Raw genomic sequence first — 16454 nt, 5'->3', positions numbered from 1 at the left:
GAAGCCAGGGAATGCGCCACTGCAGAAGCCTCTTCGAGCGCCTTGAGCCCGACGCCTGCGCCAGTGTGTGCCGCGTGACGTCCGTCGCGGCGCATTTGACGAAAATGCTCAGCACCCGCGCAGGCAGCGTCCAGACATTGCCGGATTACGGCTTGCCTGATCTCAATGATATGCGGCTCAGCCTGCACGAATCCCTGACGCAGTCGCGGCTGCTGATCGAGCGCTTCATCCAGGCCTACGAACCTCGGCTGGTGAATGTACGCGTCAGGGTGCTGCCCCGCGTGCACGAAACGTTGGCATTGGCATTTGCCATTGACGCCGGACTGCTCATTGACGGTGGCACCCAATCTGTCGTGTTCCATGCGCGCCTGGCGGATGCAGGGCAAGTGGAGGTCTGCGCAGATGGCCTTTAACCGTTATTTTCAAAGCGAGCTCAGTGCCCTGCGGCAACTCGGGCGGCGCTTTTCCGAGCGCAACCCGGCCCTGGCACCGTTTCTCGCCGAGGCCGGTCAGGACCCGGATGTGGAGCGTTTGCTGGAGGGCTTTGCATTCCTGACCGCGCGCCTGCGTCAGAAGCTGGATGACGAGCTGCCTGAGCTGACGCATTCCTTGATGCATCTGTTATGGCCCAACTACATGCGGCCGATGCCTGCTATGAGCATCCTGCAATTTGACCCGTTGAAGTGCGCCGGCCCCAGTATTCGAGTGGCACGGGATACCGCCGTGGAAAGCCTGCCCATCAAAGGCGAACGTTGCCGTTTCAAAACCTGCTATGCCATCGACGTCATGCCGTTGCAACTGCGTAGCCTGGACTATACCTGCCAGGGCGCAGTGGACTGGTTGGACCTGCGCCTGACCATGAGCGCAGCGGGCAATTTCAGTGCGTTGACATTCGATTCGTTGCGCCTGCACCTGGCCGGAGACCGCTCTGTCAGCCAAGGCCTGTACCTGGGCCTGTTGCGCCATCTGCACAGCATTGAGTTGCAACTGTTGGACCAGGACGGTTCGCCGGTCAACGGAATCGATGATCAGCCTGCCACGCTAAGGCTCAGCGCCGGCCAGGTCCGGCCGGTGGGTTTCGCAGAGGAACACGCACTGATTCCCTACCCGCAAAACACCTTTTGCGGTTATCGCCACTTGCAGGAATATTTCACGTTTCCCGAGAAGTACTTGTTTGTCGATATCGAAGGCTTGGCTGCCCTCCATCGGTTTCCCCAGGAGGTGCTCAAGCAGGCGCACGGCATGCTGTTGCGCTTCGAGCTACGCGGCCAGGGCCGTGCGCTTGGGCGGCCCACCCTGGACAACGTGAAGCTGTACTGCACGCCGATCGTCAACCTGTTCAATCACGATGCGATACCCATTCGGCTGGACGGAAAACAGGACGAATACCTCCTGCTGCCCGGGGAATACTCCCCGGCAAATGCCGGTGTGTTTTCGGTTGATCGTGTTACAGGATGGCGCCCCGGTGGCCTGGGGCATCAGACGTACGTGCCCTTTGAGTCGTTCGAGCATGACGGCGACCTGCAGACTACGGGCGCGCGCCCCAGCTTCAGCATTCGTCAACGGCCTTCGGTACAGCATGATGGGCTGGCTACCTGGATAAGGTTTGATGGTCGCCGCGAGCAGGGCCCGGAAACCCTGTCAATCGAGCTGACGTGCACCAATGCCGGCCTGCCGCGACAGTTACGGGCCGGTGAAATCAACCAGCCCGGCGAGCACGCCCCGGAGTCGTTGACGTTTGGCAATATCTGCGCGCCGACCGCGAGTTTTGCGCCGCCGCTGGACCAGGACTATCTCTGGAAGCTGATCAGCAACATGTCGCTCAACTATCTGTCGTTGACCGATATCAACGCGCTGAGGGTGATTCTCGAAACCTACGATCTGCCGCGCTATCACGATCGACAGGCGCTGAACATCAGCCGGAAAAAGTTGGGGGCGCTGCGCTCGATCCAGCATGAAGCGGTTGACCGTTTACACCGTGGCCTGCCGATTCGCGGATTGCGGGTGGACCTGACCGTGGACCCTCTGGGGTTTGCCGGCCAGGGCGATCTGTTTGTGTTCGCTTCGGTTCTCAATCAGTTCTTTGCGCTGTACGCCAGCCTCAATTCCTATCACGAGTTGCGAGTTATCAGCACACAAGGAGACGTGTACCTATGGCCGTTCCAGATGGGTCAGCAACCCCTGCTTTGACTCGGCTTTGCCGTGGCATCCGCGAATACACGCTGTTCCAGGCGGTGGTGCAGGTGGTCGCACGCTTGCGCCAAGCCCATCCACGGCTGGATGAGGAGGCGCTGTACGACCTGCTGGAGTTCCAGGCCAATCCGGGCCTGGGGTTTGCGGGGCACGATATTGACCGCGTGGAGTTTTTCATGGACCACGAGACGTTGCGGGCGCGCCTGCGCATCAATGTGCTGGGGTTGTTCGGCGCCGGTTCACCATTGCCCGCGTTTTACGCTGAGCAGGCATTGGCGGAACGCGCGGGTGGTAATCCCACGCGGGATTTCCTCGACATGTTCCACCACCGATTGCACCGCCTGATGTTACCGATCTGGCGCAAGTACCGTTACCCGGCCTGTTTCCTACAGGGCGCCAGTGATGGGTTTTCGCAGCAGATGTTTGCGCTGATCGGCCTCGGCAGCCACGCGCTAAGGGGTGCCTCGCGTCTCGATTGCAAGCGCTTGCTGCCTTACCTCGGGCTTCTGAGCCTGCGAACGCACTCGGCTGCGCTGATCGAGACCGTCCTGCGGTATTACTTCAAACATGCCTCGGTGTTCATCGAACAGTGGGTCGCGCGCACGGTGGACGTTGCGCCGTCGCAGTGCAATGACTTGGGCCGCGCCAACTGTGGGCTTGGCCAGGACCTGATGCTGGGGCGCCGGATCGCCGACCGCAGCGGCAAGTTCAGGGTGCATATCACCGCGTTGGGTTGGCAGCGCTTTCACGATTTTCTCCCCACGGGAACGGCGTATGCCCCGGCGTGTTCGCTGGTGCGTCTGACCGCGCCGGACGCGCTGCAATTTGACCTGCGCCTGGTGCTGGCGCCCGGCGAAATCCGGGCGCTGCACATCGGCGCTGACAATGTGTGCCGCCTGGGTTGGACCAGTTGGCTGGAGCATGAACGAGCCGAGGGTGCGATCACACTCGCCGGGCATTTTCATTAAGGATCGATGAGCATGATTAATGTGGACCTGCAACAACTGATCCGCACGTTGACGGACCAGACCCGCCGTGACCTGACGCGTGCCGCCGAGCGCTGCATGACGAGAGGCGGCCATGAAGTGTTAGTGGAGGATCTGCTCCTGGCCTTGCTCGAGCATCCCGCCGGGCTGATGGCCAAGGCGTTGTCCGATGCCGGCGTTGCCGTGGGCGAACTGCAGGCGGCCTTGCAGCCCAGGAGTGAGCAGAGTGCTACACGCAACCCGGTATTCGCCCAGGCCTTGGTGCTGTGGTTACAACAGGCGCTGGTCATTGCTCACGCGCAATTGGGTCAACGTTTCGTCGATCACGGCGCGCTGTTGCTGGCACTTTTACAGCACCCGCTGGAACATGCGGGCAGCGGGTATTACGCCGTGCTCAGCCGCCTGGACACAAGCAGGCTGCAGGATTTCCTGAAAAGCCGGCCCTGCGAGAATCAGCCGATTGCCAACGAGTCGCTGTTGCAGCGCTTTACCCAGGACCTCACCCGGCAGGCTCGTGAGGGCCGGATAGACCCCGTGCTGTGTCGTGAGCGTGAAATACGCCAGTTGATCGATATTCTGCTGCGGCGGCGCAAGAACAACCCGATTCTGGTGGGGGAGGCCGGGGTGGGGAAAACGGCGATCGTCGAAGGCCTTGCGTTGCAGATCGTCGCTTTGCAAGTGCCCGAGGCCCTTAAAGCAGTGCGCGTGCTGGTCCTCGATATGGGCCTGCTGCAAGCGGGGGCCGGCCTCAAGGGCGAGTTCGAGCGGCGTCTCAAAGGGGTAATCGATGAAGTGAACGCATCACCGCAGCCGGTGATCCTGTTTATCGACGAAGCCCATACCCTGGTTGGCGCCGGCGGCCAGCCGGGAGGCCTGGACGCGGCCAACCTGCTCAAGCCGGCGCTGGCTCGCGGCGCACTGCGTACGATTGCCGCCACCACCTGGTCGGAGTACAAGCGCTACATCGAAAAGGACCCGGCCCTGGCGCGGCGCTTCCAGCCGGTACTGGTCGAGGAACCCGGTGTCGAGCAGGCGGTAACGATTCTGCGGGGACTGGTGCCTGTCTATGAAGCGAGTCATGGCGTGTATGTGCGTGATGATGCAGTGGTGGCGGCCGCTCGCATGAGCGCACGCTATCTTGCAGGCCGACAGCTGCCGGACAAGGCAGTGGACGTGCTGGACACCGCCTGTGCCAGTGTTCGCGCGCGTCAGGCCATGCCGCCACAGGCATTGCAGGCGGTACGCGCCGAACTGATCGAGGGTCAGCGGCAGGCGCGGGCGCTGGGTCGAGACGCCGAACTCGGTTTGCCGGTGGACACACAGGCCTTGCAGGCGTTGAAGCTGCGCCTGGAAACCCTCGAGCACGAGGGCCTGGCACTTGAGCGGCGCTGGCTTGAGCTGGGTGAGCAACCGTTGGCCAAACCTGAGGTGTGCCCGCGTGGCATAGCGCACGTCATCAGCGCGTGGACCGGTATTCCCACTGAGCAGCTGGCCTTCGAACCCAATGAAAAAGTCCTGGGTTTTGCCGAGGCTTTGCGCGCGCGCGTGCTTGGGCAGGAACACGCCGTCCAGGCCCTGGATCGTGCCTTGCGTGCGGTCGCCGCCGGGATCGACAAGGTCGATGCGCCTGTAGGGGTGTTTCTGCTGGTGGGGCCAAGCGGCGTCGGCAAGACCGAAACGGCGCTGGCGCTGGCCGATCTCCTGTACGGCGGTGAGCAGTTCGTCACCACGATCAATATGTCGGAATACCAGGAGAAGCACGCGCTTTCCCGACTGATCGGCGCGCCACCGGGTTATGTCGGTTATGGCGAGGGCGGCGTATTGACCGAAGCCGTACGCCAGCGTCCCTATTCGGTGGTGCTGCTCGACGAGGTGGAGAAAGCCGATCCGCAGGTTTTGAACCTGTTTTACCAGGTCTTCGACAAAGGCCGTGCCAATGATGGCGAAGGGCGGGAAATCGACTTTCGCAATACCGTGCTGCTGATGACGTCCAACCTGGCAAGCGACTGTATCAACGCGCTCTGCGCAGACGGTCAACGACCTGATCCCCAGGTGCTGCAAGACGCGATTTACCCGGTACTGCGTGCCCACTTCAAGCCCGCCTTGCTCGCCCGCATGCGTGTCGTACCGTATTACCCGATTGGGGAAAAGGTGCTGCACGAGGTGGCCGCACTCAAACTGGCGAGCCTTGGCCAGCGGCTGCAGCAACGCCAACTGGCGTTCACCTGGTCGCCGGGATTGGTTGCGCACATGACCGAGCGTTGCGCTGACGGTGACAGCGGTGCGCGGTACATCGACCAGTGGATCGAGCGGCATTTATTGCCGCAGATGGTGGATGGCCTGCTCGGCGCCATGGCCGCGGACGCACCGCTTGCCTCGGTGCATGCCCGATTGGATGGCAACGGCCAGCCCGTCTGTGAGTTCAGCCAATGACCGAAAAAAGCCTTGAGCAACTGCCTGATCCGCTTGCCCATGCCAGCGCCATGCTCGACTGGTTCACACGAATCGGCCTGGACACTGACGTCGCTTCATTGCCCGGTGTGTGCGTTTCGGCTGCGGCCCACATGAGCGGCTGTGAACTGAGCCAGTTGTACCGGCTCGATGAAGAAACCGGCCGGCTCGATCTGATCGCCCAGCACCTGAGCGCGACACCCTCGCTGGTGGTTGCGGCTGCAGCTATCGATCTGCGGCAGGTGCCGTTGCTGCGCGACACCGTGAACCAGGGCGTTGCCGTCCATGTGAATGACGGGCAGGACAGCCCCTACGACACGACTTTCTTGCCAGTGCTCGCGTCACCCTGGCGCGCCCTGTTGAGTGTGCCGCTGTTCAACCGCCTCAATGCAGTCACGGGCGTGCTGCTATGCGCCGCTCAACGCCCGGCGCGGTTACAGGGGTACGCGTGCTCGCTGGGCCGGTTCGGCAGCTTCGCCTTGCACCAATTGGCCCTGTTGCGCAGCCTGCGGTGGGTGCCGGCTGTTGCACCGCAAGGGCCCGAAAAGTCGCTGGTCGACACTTATGGCCTGATTGGCGGCAGCACAGCAATGGCGCAGACCTGCCAATTGATCGGCAAGGTGCTGCATACCCCTTATACCGTCCTGCTGCGGGGCGAAACCGGCACCGGCAAGGAAGTGGTGGCTCGGGCCATCCACCTGGCAGGGCCGCGCGCGGCCAAGGCATTTGTGGTGCAGAACTGCGCAGCGTTCCCGGAAGGCTTGCTGGAGAGTGAGCTGTTCGGCTACCGAAAAGGCGCGTTCACCGGTGCCGAGCGCAACTATGCCGGGCTGTTCGACGCCGCGCATGGCGGCACGTTACTGCTGGATGAAATCGGCGACATGCCGCTGTCCCTGCAAGCAAAGCTATTGCGGGTATTGCAGGAAGGCGAGGTTCGCCCATTGGGCGCCAGTGCCGCGCACAAGGTTGATGTGCGCATCATCGCGGCCACCCACCGCGATCTGGCGGCCATGGTCGCTGCAGGCAGCTTTCGCGAAGACCTTTATTACCGGCTTGCCCAGTTCCCCATCCAGTTGCCGGCCTTGCGTGAGCGGGATGGAGATGTGCTGCAACTGGCACGGCATTTCGCCGCCAAAGCGTGCGCAAGCCTGGGGAGGACGCCTGTGCAGTGGTCCAATATCGCCCTTGATCAACTGTCGAGTCATCCCTTTCCCGGCAACGTGCGTGAACTCAAGTGCCTGGTGGAGCGAGCCGTGCTGTTGTGTGACGACAACGTGATTCTGCCGGTGCACCTGTCGCTGCCCCAGGCGGTGGCCAGCGCCGTTGATGATGTAACGCTGCGCCAGCGTATGGAGCGGGTAGAGCGGGTGTTCCTGCTCGATTGCCTGCACAAGAATCGTGGCAACCGAACCCGGACCGCACGGGAACTGGGGGTTGCACGGCGCACGCTGCTGTACCGGCTTGCGCGCTTGAACATTGCCTGCGGCGATGCCGGCGTGCCTATTCAACGAGGAGAAACCTGATGCTTGATCGTCCCCGACACCTCGTCGTGCTTGTGCTGTGTCTGCTCGGCGGTTGTAACGCCAACTATGTATTCGATGACGCCCAATACCGGCCTTTGGGTGAGCCTCAGGCGGTCATCCGTGGCCGCTGAACAGAGGAGGGAGCCTGACCATGCAACTCGTATTTGAAGTCAGTGAGGCCGCAGGCGCCGGTTCGGCGTCCACGGTGCGCAAGGTTTTTGACGGCGTCGGCGGCGTGATTGGCCGTGGCTCCGGCTGTAACTGGGTAATCCACGATCCCAGTCGCTTGCTCTCCAGCCACCATGCTCTGGTGGGGTGCCGGGAAGGACGTTACTTTCTCACCGATATCAGCAGCAACGGTATCGGCATGCCAGGCAGTGGCGAACGACTGCGCAAGGGGCAGGCGCGCTTGATCGAAGATGGCGATGTTTTCGAACTGGGGATGTTGTCGGTACGCGCGCGGTTGATGGAACCTGCTCAACCCTTCGACGAGCAGTCGATCAGTACGGGGACACCGATTCCCGATGACGCGTTCCTGGGGCTGGACCCGTTGCAGGCGCTGGACCTCGAGCACCAGCGGCATAATGCCTCGGATGAGCTGGCGGCGTTGAGTACAGGTGTTGGCGAACTCGGCGCGTGGGCTGATCGGTATGCCGCAGACCGTGAACATGTCGCGATACCGCGCCGGGTCGAGCCCGTCAGAGAGATGCCGGCGGTTGAGCCGGTCGCGATGGCAACCTCGCCCGACGAGGTATTCTGGATCGCGTTCGCAGCCGCGCTTGGGCTGGACCTGGGCAGGCTTGACAGCGCTGCCCGAGAAGCGCTGGCAATCAAGGTGGCGCGCTTGTTTCGGCTGGAGGTAGAACGCCTGCAAAGCAGCCTGCGCACCTGTGAGCAATTGCAGGGCGAACTGGCAACGCTGCCTGCCGACGCGTTGCGCACCGCCCACAACCCCTTGCGCAGTTGTATCGATACCGACGCAGCGTTAACCGCGATATTGGACATGGCGCAAGTGGCCCCGTTGTCTGGCGAACAGGCGATCGCCCAGGCGCACCGGGCGCTGCAAGTGCATCAGGTCGCGTTGCTGAGTGCCTGTCGAAGTGCGTTGCGTAACGCTCGGGCCGCTTTTGCTCCAGGCCATTTACTGGCATGCGCCGAATTTCAGGAAGCAGCCCCCCGATGGAGTTCCGACGGCGCGCGCTGGCGGGCATACCTGCGTCACTACCGGCGCCTGGTGGCGGATGGGCAGTTCGACGAGCGACCGCTGGGCAGCGACTTCGCCAGGGCCTATGAGGAACAGGTGCGCCTGATCTCAACCCTGCACAACGATTATCCAGGATGACGTTCATGTATCGAGCCGCGCTCACATCGTTGTCGCTCATGCTCGGCCTGTTGGCTGGCTGCAGCGCTCTATCGCCGTTCTCGACGTTGACCAAACTGGACCTGGTACTGAGCGCCAATGAGCGCGTCAACCCGGATCTTCAGGGTCGACCCTCGCCGGTCGTGCTGCAGTTGATTGAACTGCGCCATGGCGTTGCCTTTGAGAATGCCGACTTCTTCAGCCTGTATGACAACGCCGAGCAGGTTTTGCCGAAGGACTGGGTGAGCAGTGAGGAAGTTGAACTGCGCCCGGGCGATAGACAGGCACTCAAGTTGAGGGTCGAGCCAAACAGTCATTTTGTCGGCGTTCTGGCGGCCTATCGCGACTTGCCGCACGTTCAGTGGCGACTGCTCGTTCCGCTCACCGCCCGGCAATTGAACCGTGCCGAGCTGGTGCTGGACCAGGACGGAATCCGGCTTGCCGACCCGCGTTCCGACAAGGAGGTGCAGTGATATGCACGCACATAAAGTCATATGGCAGGAAGGCATGCTGTTGCGGCCACAGCACTTGCAGCACAACGACCGGCATTACCAGCAACAGCTCAACCAGACGCGTCTGCTGGGCCCTGATGCCTGGGGATTCCTCACGCTGGAGTTCGATGTGCAGTACCTCAACCTGGGCAAGCTGGTGGTCACTCAAGCCAGCGGTGTGTTGCCGGACGGCACTCTGTTCGACCACGGTACCGCCATGGAACCGCTGGTATTACAGGTGCCCGCCAATGCCGGGGAACAGGCCGTTTACCTGGCGCTGTTACTGGCGACCGACAATCAGATTGAAGCCCGTCAACCGGAGCAGGGCGATGTCCTGGCGCGCTACCTCAGCTGTGAAGTGGAGGTGGGCGACTCGAATGCCGGGACCGGCTCGCGTTGCCTGATTCATTGCGCGCGGCCTGATCTGCGTCTCCTGCTGGGTGAGCGGCAGCGGGAACAGGGTTACGTCACACTCAAGGTCGCACAGGTGCTGGAGTCTACCGACGCGGGGGGCGTGCGCCTGGACGCGGAGTTCGTGCCTACGTTCATGTTTATGCAGGACCGCGGGTATGTCGCTTCTTGTCTCAAGGAGGTGATCGGCTTGCTTGCGTCGCGAGGCGATGCCATCGCCGCGCGGATCAGGGGGGAGAGCACCGCCGCCGGCACTCAGGTGGGCGATTTTCTGATGCTGCAAGTCATCAATCGTACCGAGCTTGCGCTGCGTCACTGCTTGAGCCAGGCCCGGGTTCGCCCTGAGGCGGTGTTCAGTGCACTGCTCGCGCTGCTCGGCGAGTTATCAACGTTCGCCAGCGATAGCAGGCGCGCTGAGCTGGACGTGCATTACCGGCACGCCGACCAGGGGGCAAGCTTCCGTGGGCTGATGGAAGCAGTGCGTGGCGTGCTGTCGGTCGTGCTGGAACAACACTCTATCGAGTTGACGTTGCAACAGCGTCAGTACGGCGTACTGGTTTGCCCGGTAAGCGACTTGAAATTGCTGGGCACTGCGACGTTCATCCTGGCGGCCTCCGCGCAGTCTGATTCGGAGCAATTACGCCAACGCCTGCCAGCGCATCTGAAAATCGGCCCCGTTGAGCGCATACGCGAGCTGGTCAACCTCCATCTGGCGGGGATCAAGGTCAAGCCACTGCCCGTAGCGCCGCGCCAGATTCCGTTTCATGCCGGCAAGACGTATTTCATGCTGGACATGAGTGCCCGCGACATCGCACAGCTGCAGCAGTCGGGTGGGTTCGCCTTCCACGTGGGGGGCGAGTTCTCCGGGCTTGAGTTGACCTTCTGGGCCATCAGGAATTGAACGCTATGGACAGTGAATATTCGCAGGATGAAAAGACCGTCTTGCTCGACCGCGACGGCCTTGGGCCCGCACAAGGGCCGCTCACGCAGTTCCCTTCGCCGCCACGCTACGAACAGTTACAGGATCGGATGATCTATGCGAGCCAGGCATTGGACGCACACAGCTTCACGACAACGCTCAACCCGTTGGTGGTCGCGGCTTGGGAGGTATTGTCGCAAGTGGTCCGGCTCAAGGGCTGCTCCGGTCGTGAAAACCTCGTCACGATCAACGATCGATTGTCATCGGCGGTGACTCAATTCGAAACCCGTGCCCTGCAGGGAGGCGTTGAAAACGCTCAGGTCATGTCTGCGCGCTACGTGTTGTGCAGCCTGATTGACGAAGCCGTCGTCACCACGGCGTGGGGCGCTCGAAGCGACTGGTCGAAGATGAGTCTGTTGAGCCGCTTTCACCACGAGACATTTGGCGGCGAGAAGGTCTTCCAGTTGCTTGAACGCCTGGCGCGTGACCCGATAAAAAACGTGGCGATGCTTGAGTTGGGGTACCTGTGCCTGTCCCTGGGGTTCGAAGGAAAGTTTCGCGTGATGGAGCGGGGGATGCTGCATCTGGAGGCCGTTCGCGATGGCCTGTATCGACAGATCCGGCAGGTGCGTGGCAACCCGTCGTCGGCGCCGGTCTTGCCGACCGGGCAGAGACGCGCGCGAAGCAGGTGCATACGCGTCATCCCTGCCCGCTGGTGTGTTGCCTTCACGCTGTGCTGTTTGCTCGCGATGTACGCGGGCTTCTGCTGGGTGTTGGCGCGAGAAAGGGCGAACGCGCTGCAGCCTCTTCAACTTTCGGCGTCGGAGCCTACCCGGACGCCCTTGTAAAAAAACGCAGGGAGCAATGAATGAACGCATTTTTCAAGGGCGTGGGCGCCGTGCTGGGCAGAGTCTGGGTTTGGAGCCTGATACTGGTGCTTTGCTGCGCTGTGCTGGTGTGGTGTGTCGGGCCGCTGCTGGCTGTGGACGACCACCGGTTCTGGGAGGGCGCAACTGCCCGCTTGGTCACCATCAGCGTTGTGTTTCTGCTATGGGGGTTGGCGATGGTCATGGCGGATGGGCGACGCGCCGCCGCACGCGAAACGCCCGATTCGCCCGCGAGCCAACCTGCGCTGGCGGCGGTGGAGGAGGAGCGCAAGCACGTCCGTGGCCGTTTCAGGGAAGCGCTGCACCGGTTGAAAACCTCCCCTCGCTATGCAGAGCGTAATGCGCGCTGGCGCCATGACTTGCCCTGGTATTTGGTGATCGGTGAACCCCGCAGTGGCAAGACCCAGCTGTTGGAAGCAGCCGGGTTGCGGTCACCGCTCGATCAGATGGACACAGGGTCCACGGGCAGCAGCGCACAGTGTGACTGGTACTTTGCCGACGACGCTGTGCTCATCGACACGCCAGGGCGCTATCTGCTTCAACCCGACCGTTCGGTGGATGTCGCCGGCTGGACCACACTGTTGAACAGGCTGAAGTGGCGGCACCGAGTGCGTCCGCTCAACGGCGTAGTGGTGACGCTTTCGGCGGACAGTCTTCTGAGCGCTAACGAGCACGACCTGGAGCAGTTGGCACGCCACGTGCGTTCGCGCCTGCAGGAAATCCAGCAGGTGCTACATGTGGATGTACCCGTTTACCTGGTGTTGACCCAGGCTGATCGACTGTCGGGGTTCACCGAGTACTTCGACTCACCCTCGGCGGACGATGTCGACGCGGTGCTGGGCCAGCCGCTGGGGGCTGAGAAGGCGGGCAATGACATGACCCAGGTTCGCCAGGCGTTCGAGCAGTTGCTGCAACGTTTGCACACTGAATTGATCGAGCGATTGCACCAGGAACGCGATGTCGAGCGTCGCAGGCAGATGCTTGAGCTTCCCCGGCAGGCGGCGCGAATGTGCGAGCAGTTGTGCCTGTTCATCGAGTGGGTGTTCGGTGCCCATCGCTACCCGCGCAGCAACGGTTTACGCGGGTTCTACCTGACCTGTGCCAGTGACAGGCGCAGCTATTTCGTGCAGGGGCTGTTCAGCCGGGTGATTTTTGCCGAGGCGGATCTGGCCGCGTTGCAGAGCCGCGAGCGACAGCGCATCTGGCGGCGCAACGGCTTGCTGGGGAGTGCCGTTGCGCTGGTTCTGGCGTGTGCCGGTGGGCTGTGGATGCACAGTTACGCGATCAACCAGCAGCGTTTGGCTCAGATCGCTGCACTCAGCGCGCCCGTTGCTCCGGGTAGCGATGAAACCTTGACGACCCTGGCGCTGCTGGACGCGCGCTGGGCGGCAACCCGCCTATTTCCCCCCGCAGGCGACACTGCGCTGATTGAGCGTGCCGGCCTGTATCAAGGCGAGGTCAGCCGTCCATGGGTGACGCGCGCCTATGAGCAGGCGTTGCAGCAGCGACTGCTGGGCCGCACCGCGGCCCTGCTGGAAGAGCAGGTACGCGCCAGCCTCGGCGACAGGGAACGCCTGCTCGACAACCTGCGTGCGTACCTGATGCTCAATCTGCGCGAGCGGCGTGATACCGCGTGGCTGGCGCAGCATATGGCGAGCTTTTGGTCGCTGCGGTTTGCCGGTGATACGCCGGTACAGACGCGCCTGAATGAACATTGGGCGCGACTGCTCGAACAGCCGTTTTCAGCACCGCTCAATGACGAGTTGGTGGCCCAGGCGCGTGCCGCGCTGCGGGGAGAGTCATTGGCCGATGTGGTGTATAGGGTGCTGCGCGAACAATCGCGCGACCTGGAGCCGTTGCGCCTGGCCGAGGGCAAGGTATTTGCGGCCATCGAGCCCTCTGTTCCCGGTTTCTACACCAAAAGGTATGTGCAGTACTTCCAAACCCAGGGCCCTCGGCTGGTGAACGCCATCGCCCAGGATAATTGGGTACTGGGGGAAGGCACTGACTTGAGCGCCGAGGATTTGCAGCGTCTGATGACCGAACTGCAACAGCGCTACTTCAGCGAATACGCCCAGGCCTGGAGCGACGTCCTCGGGCGTGTCAGGCTGTTGCCAACCGACAGCCTTCGCGGGGATGCTGAACGGCTCGCGGGGCTGACCTCGGCGCAATCGCCGGTACTGCTGTTATTGCAGCAGCTTCGTGAGAACACCCGTTTACTGCCTGGCCTGGAGTTGCCGGCCACGGCGGCCCAGCCGGCAGGTGCGTCGGGCTCCATTGCCAAGGCGGCGTTGGCGCAGGGGCAGGCAAGCCTGGGCGACTCGGCGCGCCGGGCGTTGCAGCGGCGGTTTGAACCGCTGCATCAATTGCTGGACGAGCAGCAGAATCCCGGCGCCGAGCTGGCCCGGGGGTTGGGCCTGCTCGACCAATTGCACCTGCAATTGGCGGCGCTGAACCGTGAGGGTTCGCCTGAGCAGGCGGCTTTTTTACGGGCAAAGCGGCGCATGGACGGCCAGCAGGACGTGCTGGGTGACCTGCGTGAAGCGGCCGCCCGTCTGCCGCTTCCGCTGGCCGGGTGGTTCGAAGGGATTGCCGAAGAAACCTGGCGCCATGTGCTGGACCAGGCCTATGCCCACGTCAATCAGCACTACCAGAGCGAGGTGCAGGGTCTTTACGCCAGGACGATTCGCCAACGGTATCCGTTCACTGCCCACGCCACGAGTGATGTGGCCCTTGAGGATTTTCGCGAGTTTTTCAAACCCCAGGGTGTCCTGGCGCGTTTTTACGAAGCTTACCTGCGTCCTTTTGTCAGCGCCGATGGCACGCGCTACCGGTTACGCGGACTGGACGGGCAGGGTTTACCCCTCTCGCGCTCGCTGCTGGATCAATTGACGAAAGCCCAGCTTATCCGGCGTGGCTTCTTCACCGAGGAGCAGGGCGAGCTGGCCGTGCGTTTTACCCTGGCGCCCTACAGCCTGGATCAGTCGGTCAACCGCGCGACTTTGCGCTTGGGTGGACAGCAGCTGGAATACCGGCACGGCCCGATCATCCCCATGGCGTTCCGCTGGCCCATCGAAGCGGACAACGGTCGTGCCAGCCTCGTGCTGGAGCGAGGCGCCGAACTGCGGCCCCTGGGTATCGAGAAGAACACCGGCGCCTGGTCGTTGTTCCGGTTTTTCGACCTGCTGCACCGAGAGCCTGCCACCGGCGGCAACGCGCAGATCGTCAAGGCCGACCTGGCCGGGCTGCGCGCCCATTACCTGCTGGCGAGCCAGCGAACACCCAGCCCATTTGAAATGGACACGTGGCGCACCTTTCGCCTGCCGGAGCAACTGTGAGCCCCACATGGCGCAGTGCCGGGCGTACACAGCGCGGGCAATCACGGCCGCGTAATGAGGATGCCTTGCTCGATTGCCCGCAGCTGGGCTGTTGGGCCGTGGCGGACGGCATGGGCGGGCACCGGCACGGCGATGTCGCCAGCCAGTGGGTGATCGGCAGCCTGGCTGCGTTGCCCGCGCGGGGCAGTCTTGATCAGCGGGTCGATGCGGTCCGGCAGAGCTTGCAGGGTGTCAATCAGCGGCTGGCGAATGCGCGGCAGGCGCCAGGGGCATCCGGCAATGCCGTGACAGGCAGCACGGTGGTGACGCTATTGCTGGAGCACGGGCGTGCGGCGTGTGTGTGGGCGGGGGACAGCCGCTGTTATCTGTGGCGCGAGCAGACCCTGTACCAGCTGTCCCGGGATCATTCGCTGTTGCAGCGTCTTATGGACGAGCGTCGGCTGAGTGCAACCCAGGCTCGCGCTCACCCTGATGCCAGAGCCTTGACCCGTGCGGTTGGCGGGCACTCGCCCTTGCGCCTGGAGGTGCTGGAGCTCAGGACCCGCCCCGGCGATGTATTTTTACTGTGCAGCGATGGTCTCTACCAGGCCCTCAGCCATGCCCAACTGGGCCGGGCGTTGAGCGCCGGCGGGCCGCGACAGGTTGTGGACAGATTGTTCGCCAGCGCGCTGCACACTCCGGCGCGCGACGACCTGACCGCCGTGGTGGTGCAGTCATGAAGACAGGATCGACTCCGCTGTTGCTGGTCGGGCGCTACCACCTTGAGCACGTCTTGGGCCGGGGTGGAATGGGCGTGGTGTACCGCGCGCGCGATCTGTTGCAGGAGCAGTTCGGCGAACCTTGTTCAGGTGTGGCGCTCAAGCTGCTGGACGAGTCTTTATCGGCGTGCCCGGATGCCCATGTATTGCTGCACAGCGAGTTTGCGTTGTCTCGGCGCCTGCGCCACGAACATGTAGTGAGGATGTATTCGTTTGAGGTGGATACCTGCAGCCAGATCGCTTTTTTCACCATGGAGCTGCTGCATGGCATGACGCTTGACCGGTTGCTGCTGGAATGTCCCGACGGACTGCCTTGGTCCGAACTGCAACCGATTGCCCTGCAACTGCTGGATGCGTTGGCTTACGCCCATCAACACAACGTGCTGCATGGCGATATCAAACCGGCCAATGTCATCGTGGGAGAAGAGGGCGTGCGCCTGTTCGATTTCGGCCTGGGGCAGTCCATTGTGCAAACCACAGCGGACTTGCCGAGTGTGAGTCGCAGCCGGTTGAATGCCTGGACTCGCGCCTATGCAGCGCCTGAGTTACTCGCCGGTGGCGCATTGACGCCCGCGGCCGACCTGTATGGCGTGGCGTGTGTTCTGTATGAGCTGGCCCAGGGGCGTCGCCGTGACGATTACCCACCGGGCCACAGACTGTCACGGCCCAGGCAGTTGCCGCGGCGTTGCTGGCCGGCACTCCATACTGCGTTGGCGCCGGACCCGCAACGGCGGACCCTGACGGTGGCCGAATTGCGCGAGGCCATCGGTTGCAAGCGGCCTCGCTGGTACGGCTGGCCGCCGCGTCAGCCGCTCAAGTCATGCAGTTGGCAGTAGTCGGCCCAGCTCATGCCGGCCATCTGTGCGACTTCCTTATGCACCTCAAGGCGCTGGGCTTCGAAGGCTTGGCTGGAGTCGGTCGTCAGCTTGAGGGTCAGCTCCCAGGCGAACAAGCCTTCGCGCTCGGCCTGCGCCTCGAATGCTTCGTATAGACGCTCGGTACGATACTGCGCCACGCTTTCCCCCCTGGCTTGGGCGGCCAGAGGGTTGAGGCTGTCCAGCTCGGCGGCGACGTCCGGGTGTTCGCGCAGGAATCGGTCCAATGCGCGTTGATAGTTATCGCCAGGTGCTGACAACG

At 62.8% G+C, this 16454-nt stretch carries 14 protein-coding genes; 13 read left to right on the top strand and 1 reads right to left on the bottom strand.

Features of this window, described 5'->3' with window-relative positions; all coding sequences use genetic code 11:
- The first annotated feature begins 11 nt into the window (after nt 1-11).
- From tssE to BFP96_RS16310, 13 genes are read left to right on the top strand one after another with little or no spacing between them, the layout of a single operon-like run.
- Nucleotides 12-413, top strand: coding sequence for a type VI secretion system baseplate subunit TssE (gene tssE / locus BFP96_RS16365; protein WP_065893079.1), 402 nt, complete (start codon nt 12-14; stop codon nt 411-413).
- A complete protein-coding gene (gene tssF / locus BFP96_RS16360; protein WP_065893078.1) occupies nt 403-2190 on the top strand; it encodes a type VI secretion system baseplate subunit TssF in 1788 nt (595 codons plus the stop codon). Before tssE ends, tssF begins: the two co-directional genes overlap by 11 nt.
- Nucleotides 2154-3161 carry a type VI secretion system baseplate subunit TssG gene (gene tssG, locus BFP96_RS16355; RefSeq protein ID WP_065897782.1) on the top strand — a complete coding sequence of 336 codons (1008 nt, stop codon included), beginning with the start codon at nt 2154-2156 and terminating at the stop codon, nt 3159-3161. Before tssF ends, tssG begins: the two co-directional genes overlap by 37 nt.
- A gap of 12 nt (nt 3162-3173) precedes the next feature.
- Nucleotides 3174-5612: an AAA family ATPase gene (locus BFP96_RS16350; protein ID WP_065897781.1), complete on the top strand. Its 2439-nt coding sequence runs from the start codon at nt 3174-3176 to the stop codon at nt 5610-5612.
- On the top strand, nt 5609-7153 hold the full coding sequence (locus BFP96_RS16345; protein ID WP_065936599.1) for a sigma-54 interaction domain-containing protein: 1545 nt from the start codon (nt 5609-5611) through the stop codon (nt 7151-7153). Before BFP96_RS16350 ends, BFP96_RS16345 begins: the two co-directional genes overlap by 4 nt.
- On the top strand, nt 7153-7284 hold the full coding sequence (locus tag BFP96_RS29275) for a type VI secretion protein (RefSeq protein WP_065893074.1): 132 nt from the start codon (nt 7153-7155) through the stop codon (nt 7282-7284). The genes BFP96_RS16345 and BFP96_RS29275 overlap by 1 nt, the downstream gene beginning before the upstream one ends.
- A 20-nt stretch (nt 7285-7304) precedes the next feature.
- The gene (tagH, locus tag BFP96_RS16340; RefSeq protein ID WP_065936598.1) at nt 7305-8495 is read left to right on the top strand and encodes a type VI secretion system-associated FHA domain protein TagH; all 1191 of its coding nucleotides are present in this window, start codon (nt 7305-7307) and stop codon (nt 8493-8495) included.
- 5 nt (nt 8496-8500) lie between these two features.
- On the top strand, nt 8501-8986 hold the full coding sequence (gene tssJ, locus BFP96_RS16335; RefSeq protein ID WP_065887439.1) for a type VI secretion system lipoprotein TssJ: 486 nt from the start codon (nt 8501-8503) through the stop codon (nt 8984-8986).
- A gap of 1 nt (nt 8987) precedes the next feature.
- Nucleotides 8988-10316, top strand: coding sequence for a type VI secretion system baseplate subunit TssK (gene tssK, locus BFP96_RS16330; RefSeq protein WP_065893072.1), 1329 nt, complete (start codon nt 8988-8990; stop codon nt 10314-10316).
- Between the two features lie 5 nt (nt 10317-10321).
- The gene (icmH, locus tag BFP96_RS16325; RefSeq protein WP_065936597.1) at nt 10322-11182 is read left to right on the top strand and encodes a type IVB secretion system protein IcmH/DotU; all 861 of its coding nucleotides are present in this window, start codon (nt 10322-10324) and stop codon (nt 11180-11182) included.
- A gap of 20 nt (nt 11183-11202) precedes the next feature.
- On the top strand, nt 11203-14559 hold the full coding sequence (tssM, locus tag BFP96_RS16320; RefSeq protein ID WP_065936596.1) for a type VI secretion system membrane subunit TssM: 3357 nt from the start codon (nt 11203-11205) through the stop codon (nt 14557-14559).
- Nucleotides 14556-15278, top strand: coding sequence for a PP2C family protein-serine/threonine phosphatase (locus BFP96_RS16315; protein ID WP_065893069.1), 723 nt, complete (start codon nt 14556-14558; stop codon nt 15276-15278). Before tssM ends, BFP96_RS16315 begins: the two co-directional genes overlap by 4 nt.
- Complete coding sequence (locus tag BFP96_RS16310; protein ID WP_083216651.1) at nt 15275-16153, top strand: serine/threonine-protein kinase; 879 nt, start codon at nt 15275-15277, stop codon at nt 16151-16153. Before BFP96_RS16315 ends, BFP96_RS16310 begins: the two co-directional genes overlap by 4 nt.
- Here the strand turns inward: BFP96_RS16310 and BFP96_RS16305 are convergent.
- Nucleotides 16123-16452, bottom strand: coding sequence for a DUF6388 family protein (locus tag BFP96_RS16305; RefSeq protein WP_065897775.1), 330 nt, complete (start codon nt 16450-16452; stop codon nt 16123-16125). The two genes, BFP96_RS16310 and BFP96_RS16305, sit on opposite strands and share 31 nt — an antisense overlap.
- Between the last annotated feature and the right edge of the window lie 2 nt (nt 16453-16454).

The organism is Pseudomonas sp. 34 E 7 (assembly GCF_900005715.1).
Taxonomy (GTDB): Bacteria; Pseudomonadota; Gammaproteobacteria; order Pseudomonadales; family Pseudomonadaceae; genus Aquipseudomonas; species Aquipseudomonas orientalis_A.
This window is presented reverse-complemented; position numbering and strand designations above follow the sequence as displayed.

What these genes read in the sequence shown, in the direction of transcription:
- tssJ (WP_065887439.1), top strand. Translation starts at nt 8,501, where the DNA reads ATGTATCGAGCCGCGCTCACATCGTTGTCGCTCATGCTCGGCCTGTTG.
- BFP96_RS16350 (WP_065897781.1), top strand. Translation starts at nt 3,174, where the DNA reads ATGATTAATGTGGACCTGCAACAACTGATCCGCACGTTGACGGACCAG.
- tssM (WP_065936596.1), top strand. Translation starts at nt 11,203, where the DNA reads ATGAACGCATTTTTCAAGGGCGTGGGCGCCGTGCTGGGCAGAGTCTGG.
- BFP96_RS16310 (WP_083216651.1), top strand. Translation starts at nt 15,275, where the DNA reads ATGAAGACAGGATCGACTCCGCTGTTGCTGGTCGGGCGCTACCACCTT.
- tagH (WP_065936598.1), top strand. Translation starts at nt 7,305, where the DNA reads ATGCAACTCGTATTTGAAGTCAGTGAGGCCGCAGGCGCCGGTTCGGCG.
- icmH (WP_065936597.1), top strand. Translation starts at nt 10,322, where the DNA reads ATGGACAGTGAATATTCGCAGGATGAAAAGACCGTCTTGCTCGACCGC.
- tssF (WP_065893078.1), top strand. Translation starts at nt 403, where the DNA reads ATGGCCTTTAACCGTTATTTTCAAAGCGAGCTCAGTGCCCTGCGGCAA.
- tssE (WP_065893079.1), top strand. Translation starts at nt 12, where the DNA reads ATGCGCCACTGCAGAAGCCTCTTCGAGCGCCTTGAGCCCGACGCCTGC.
- BFP96_RS29275 (WP_065893074.1), top strand. Translation starts at nt 7,153, where the DNA reads ATGCTTGATCGTCCCCGACACCTCGTCGTGCTTGTGCTGTGTCTGCTC.
- BFP96_RS16345 (WP_065936599.1), top strand. Translation starts at nt 5,609, where the DNA reads ATGACCGAAAAAAGCCTTGAGCAACTGCCTGATCCGCTTGCCCATGCC.
- tssG (WP_065897782.1), top strand. Translation starts at nt 2,154, where the DNA reads ATGGCCGTTCCAGATGGGTCAGCAACCCCTGCTTTGACTCGGCTTTGC.
- tssK (WP_065893072.1), top strand. Translation starts at nt 8,988, where the DNA reads ATGCACGCACATAAAGTCATATGGCAGGAAGGCATGCTGTTGCGGCCA.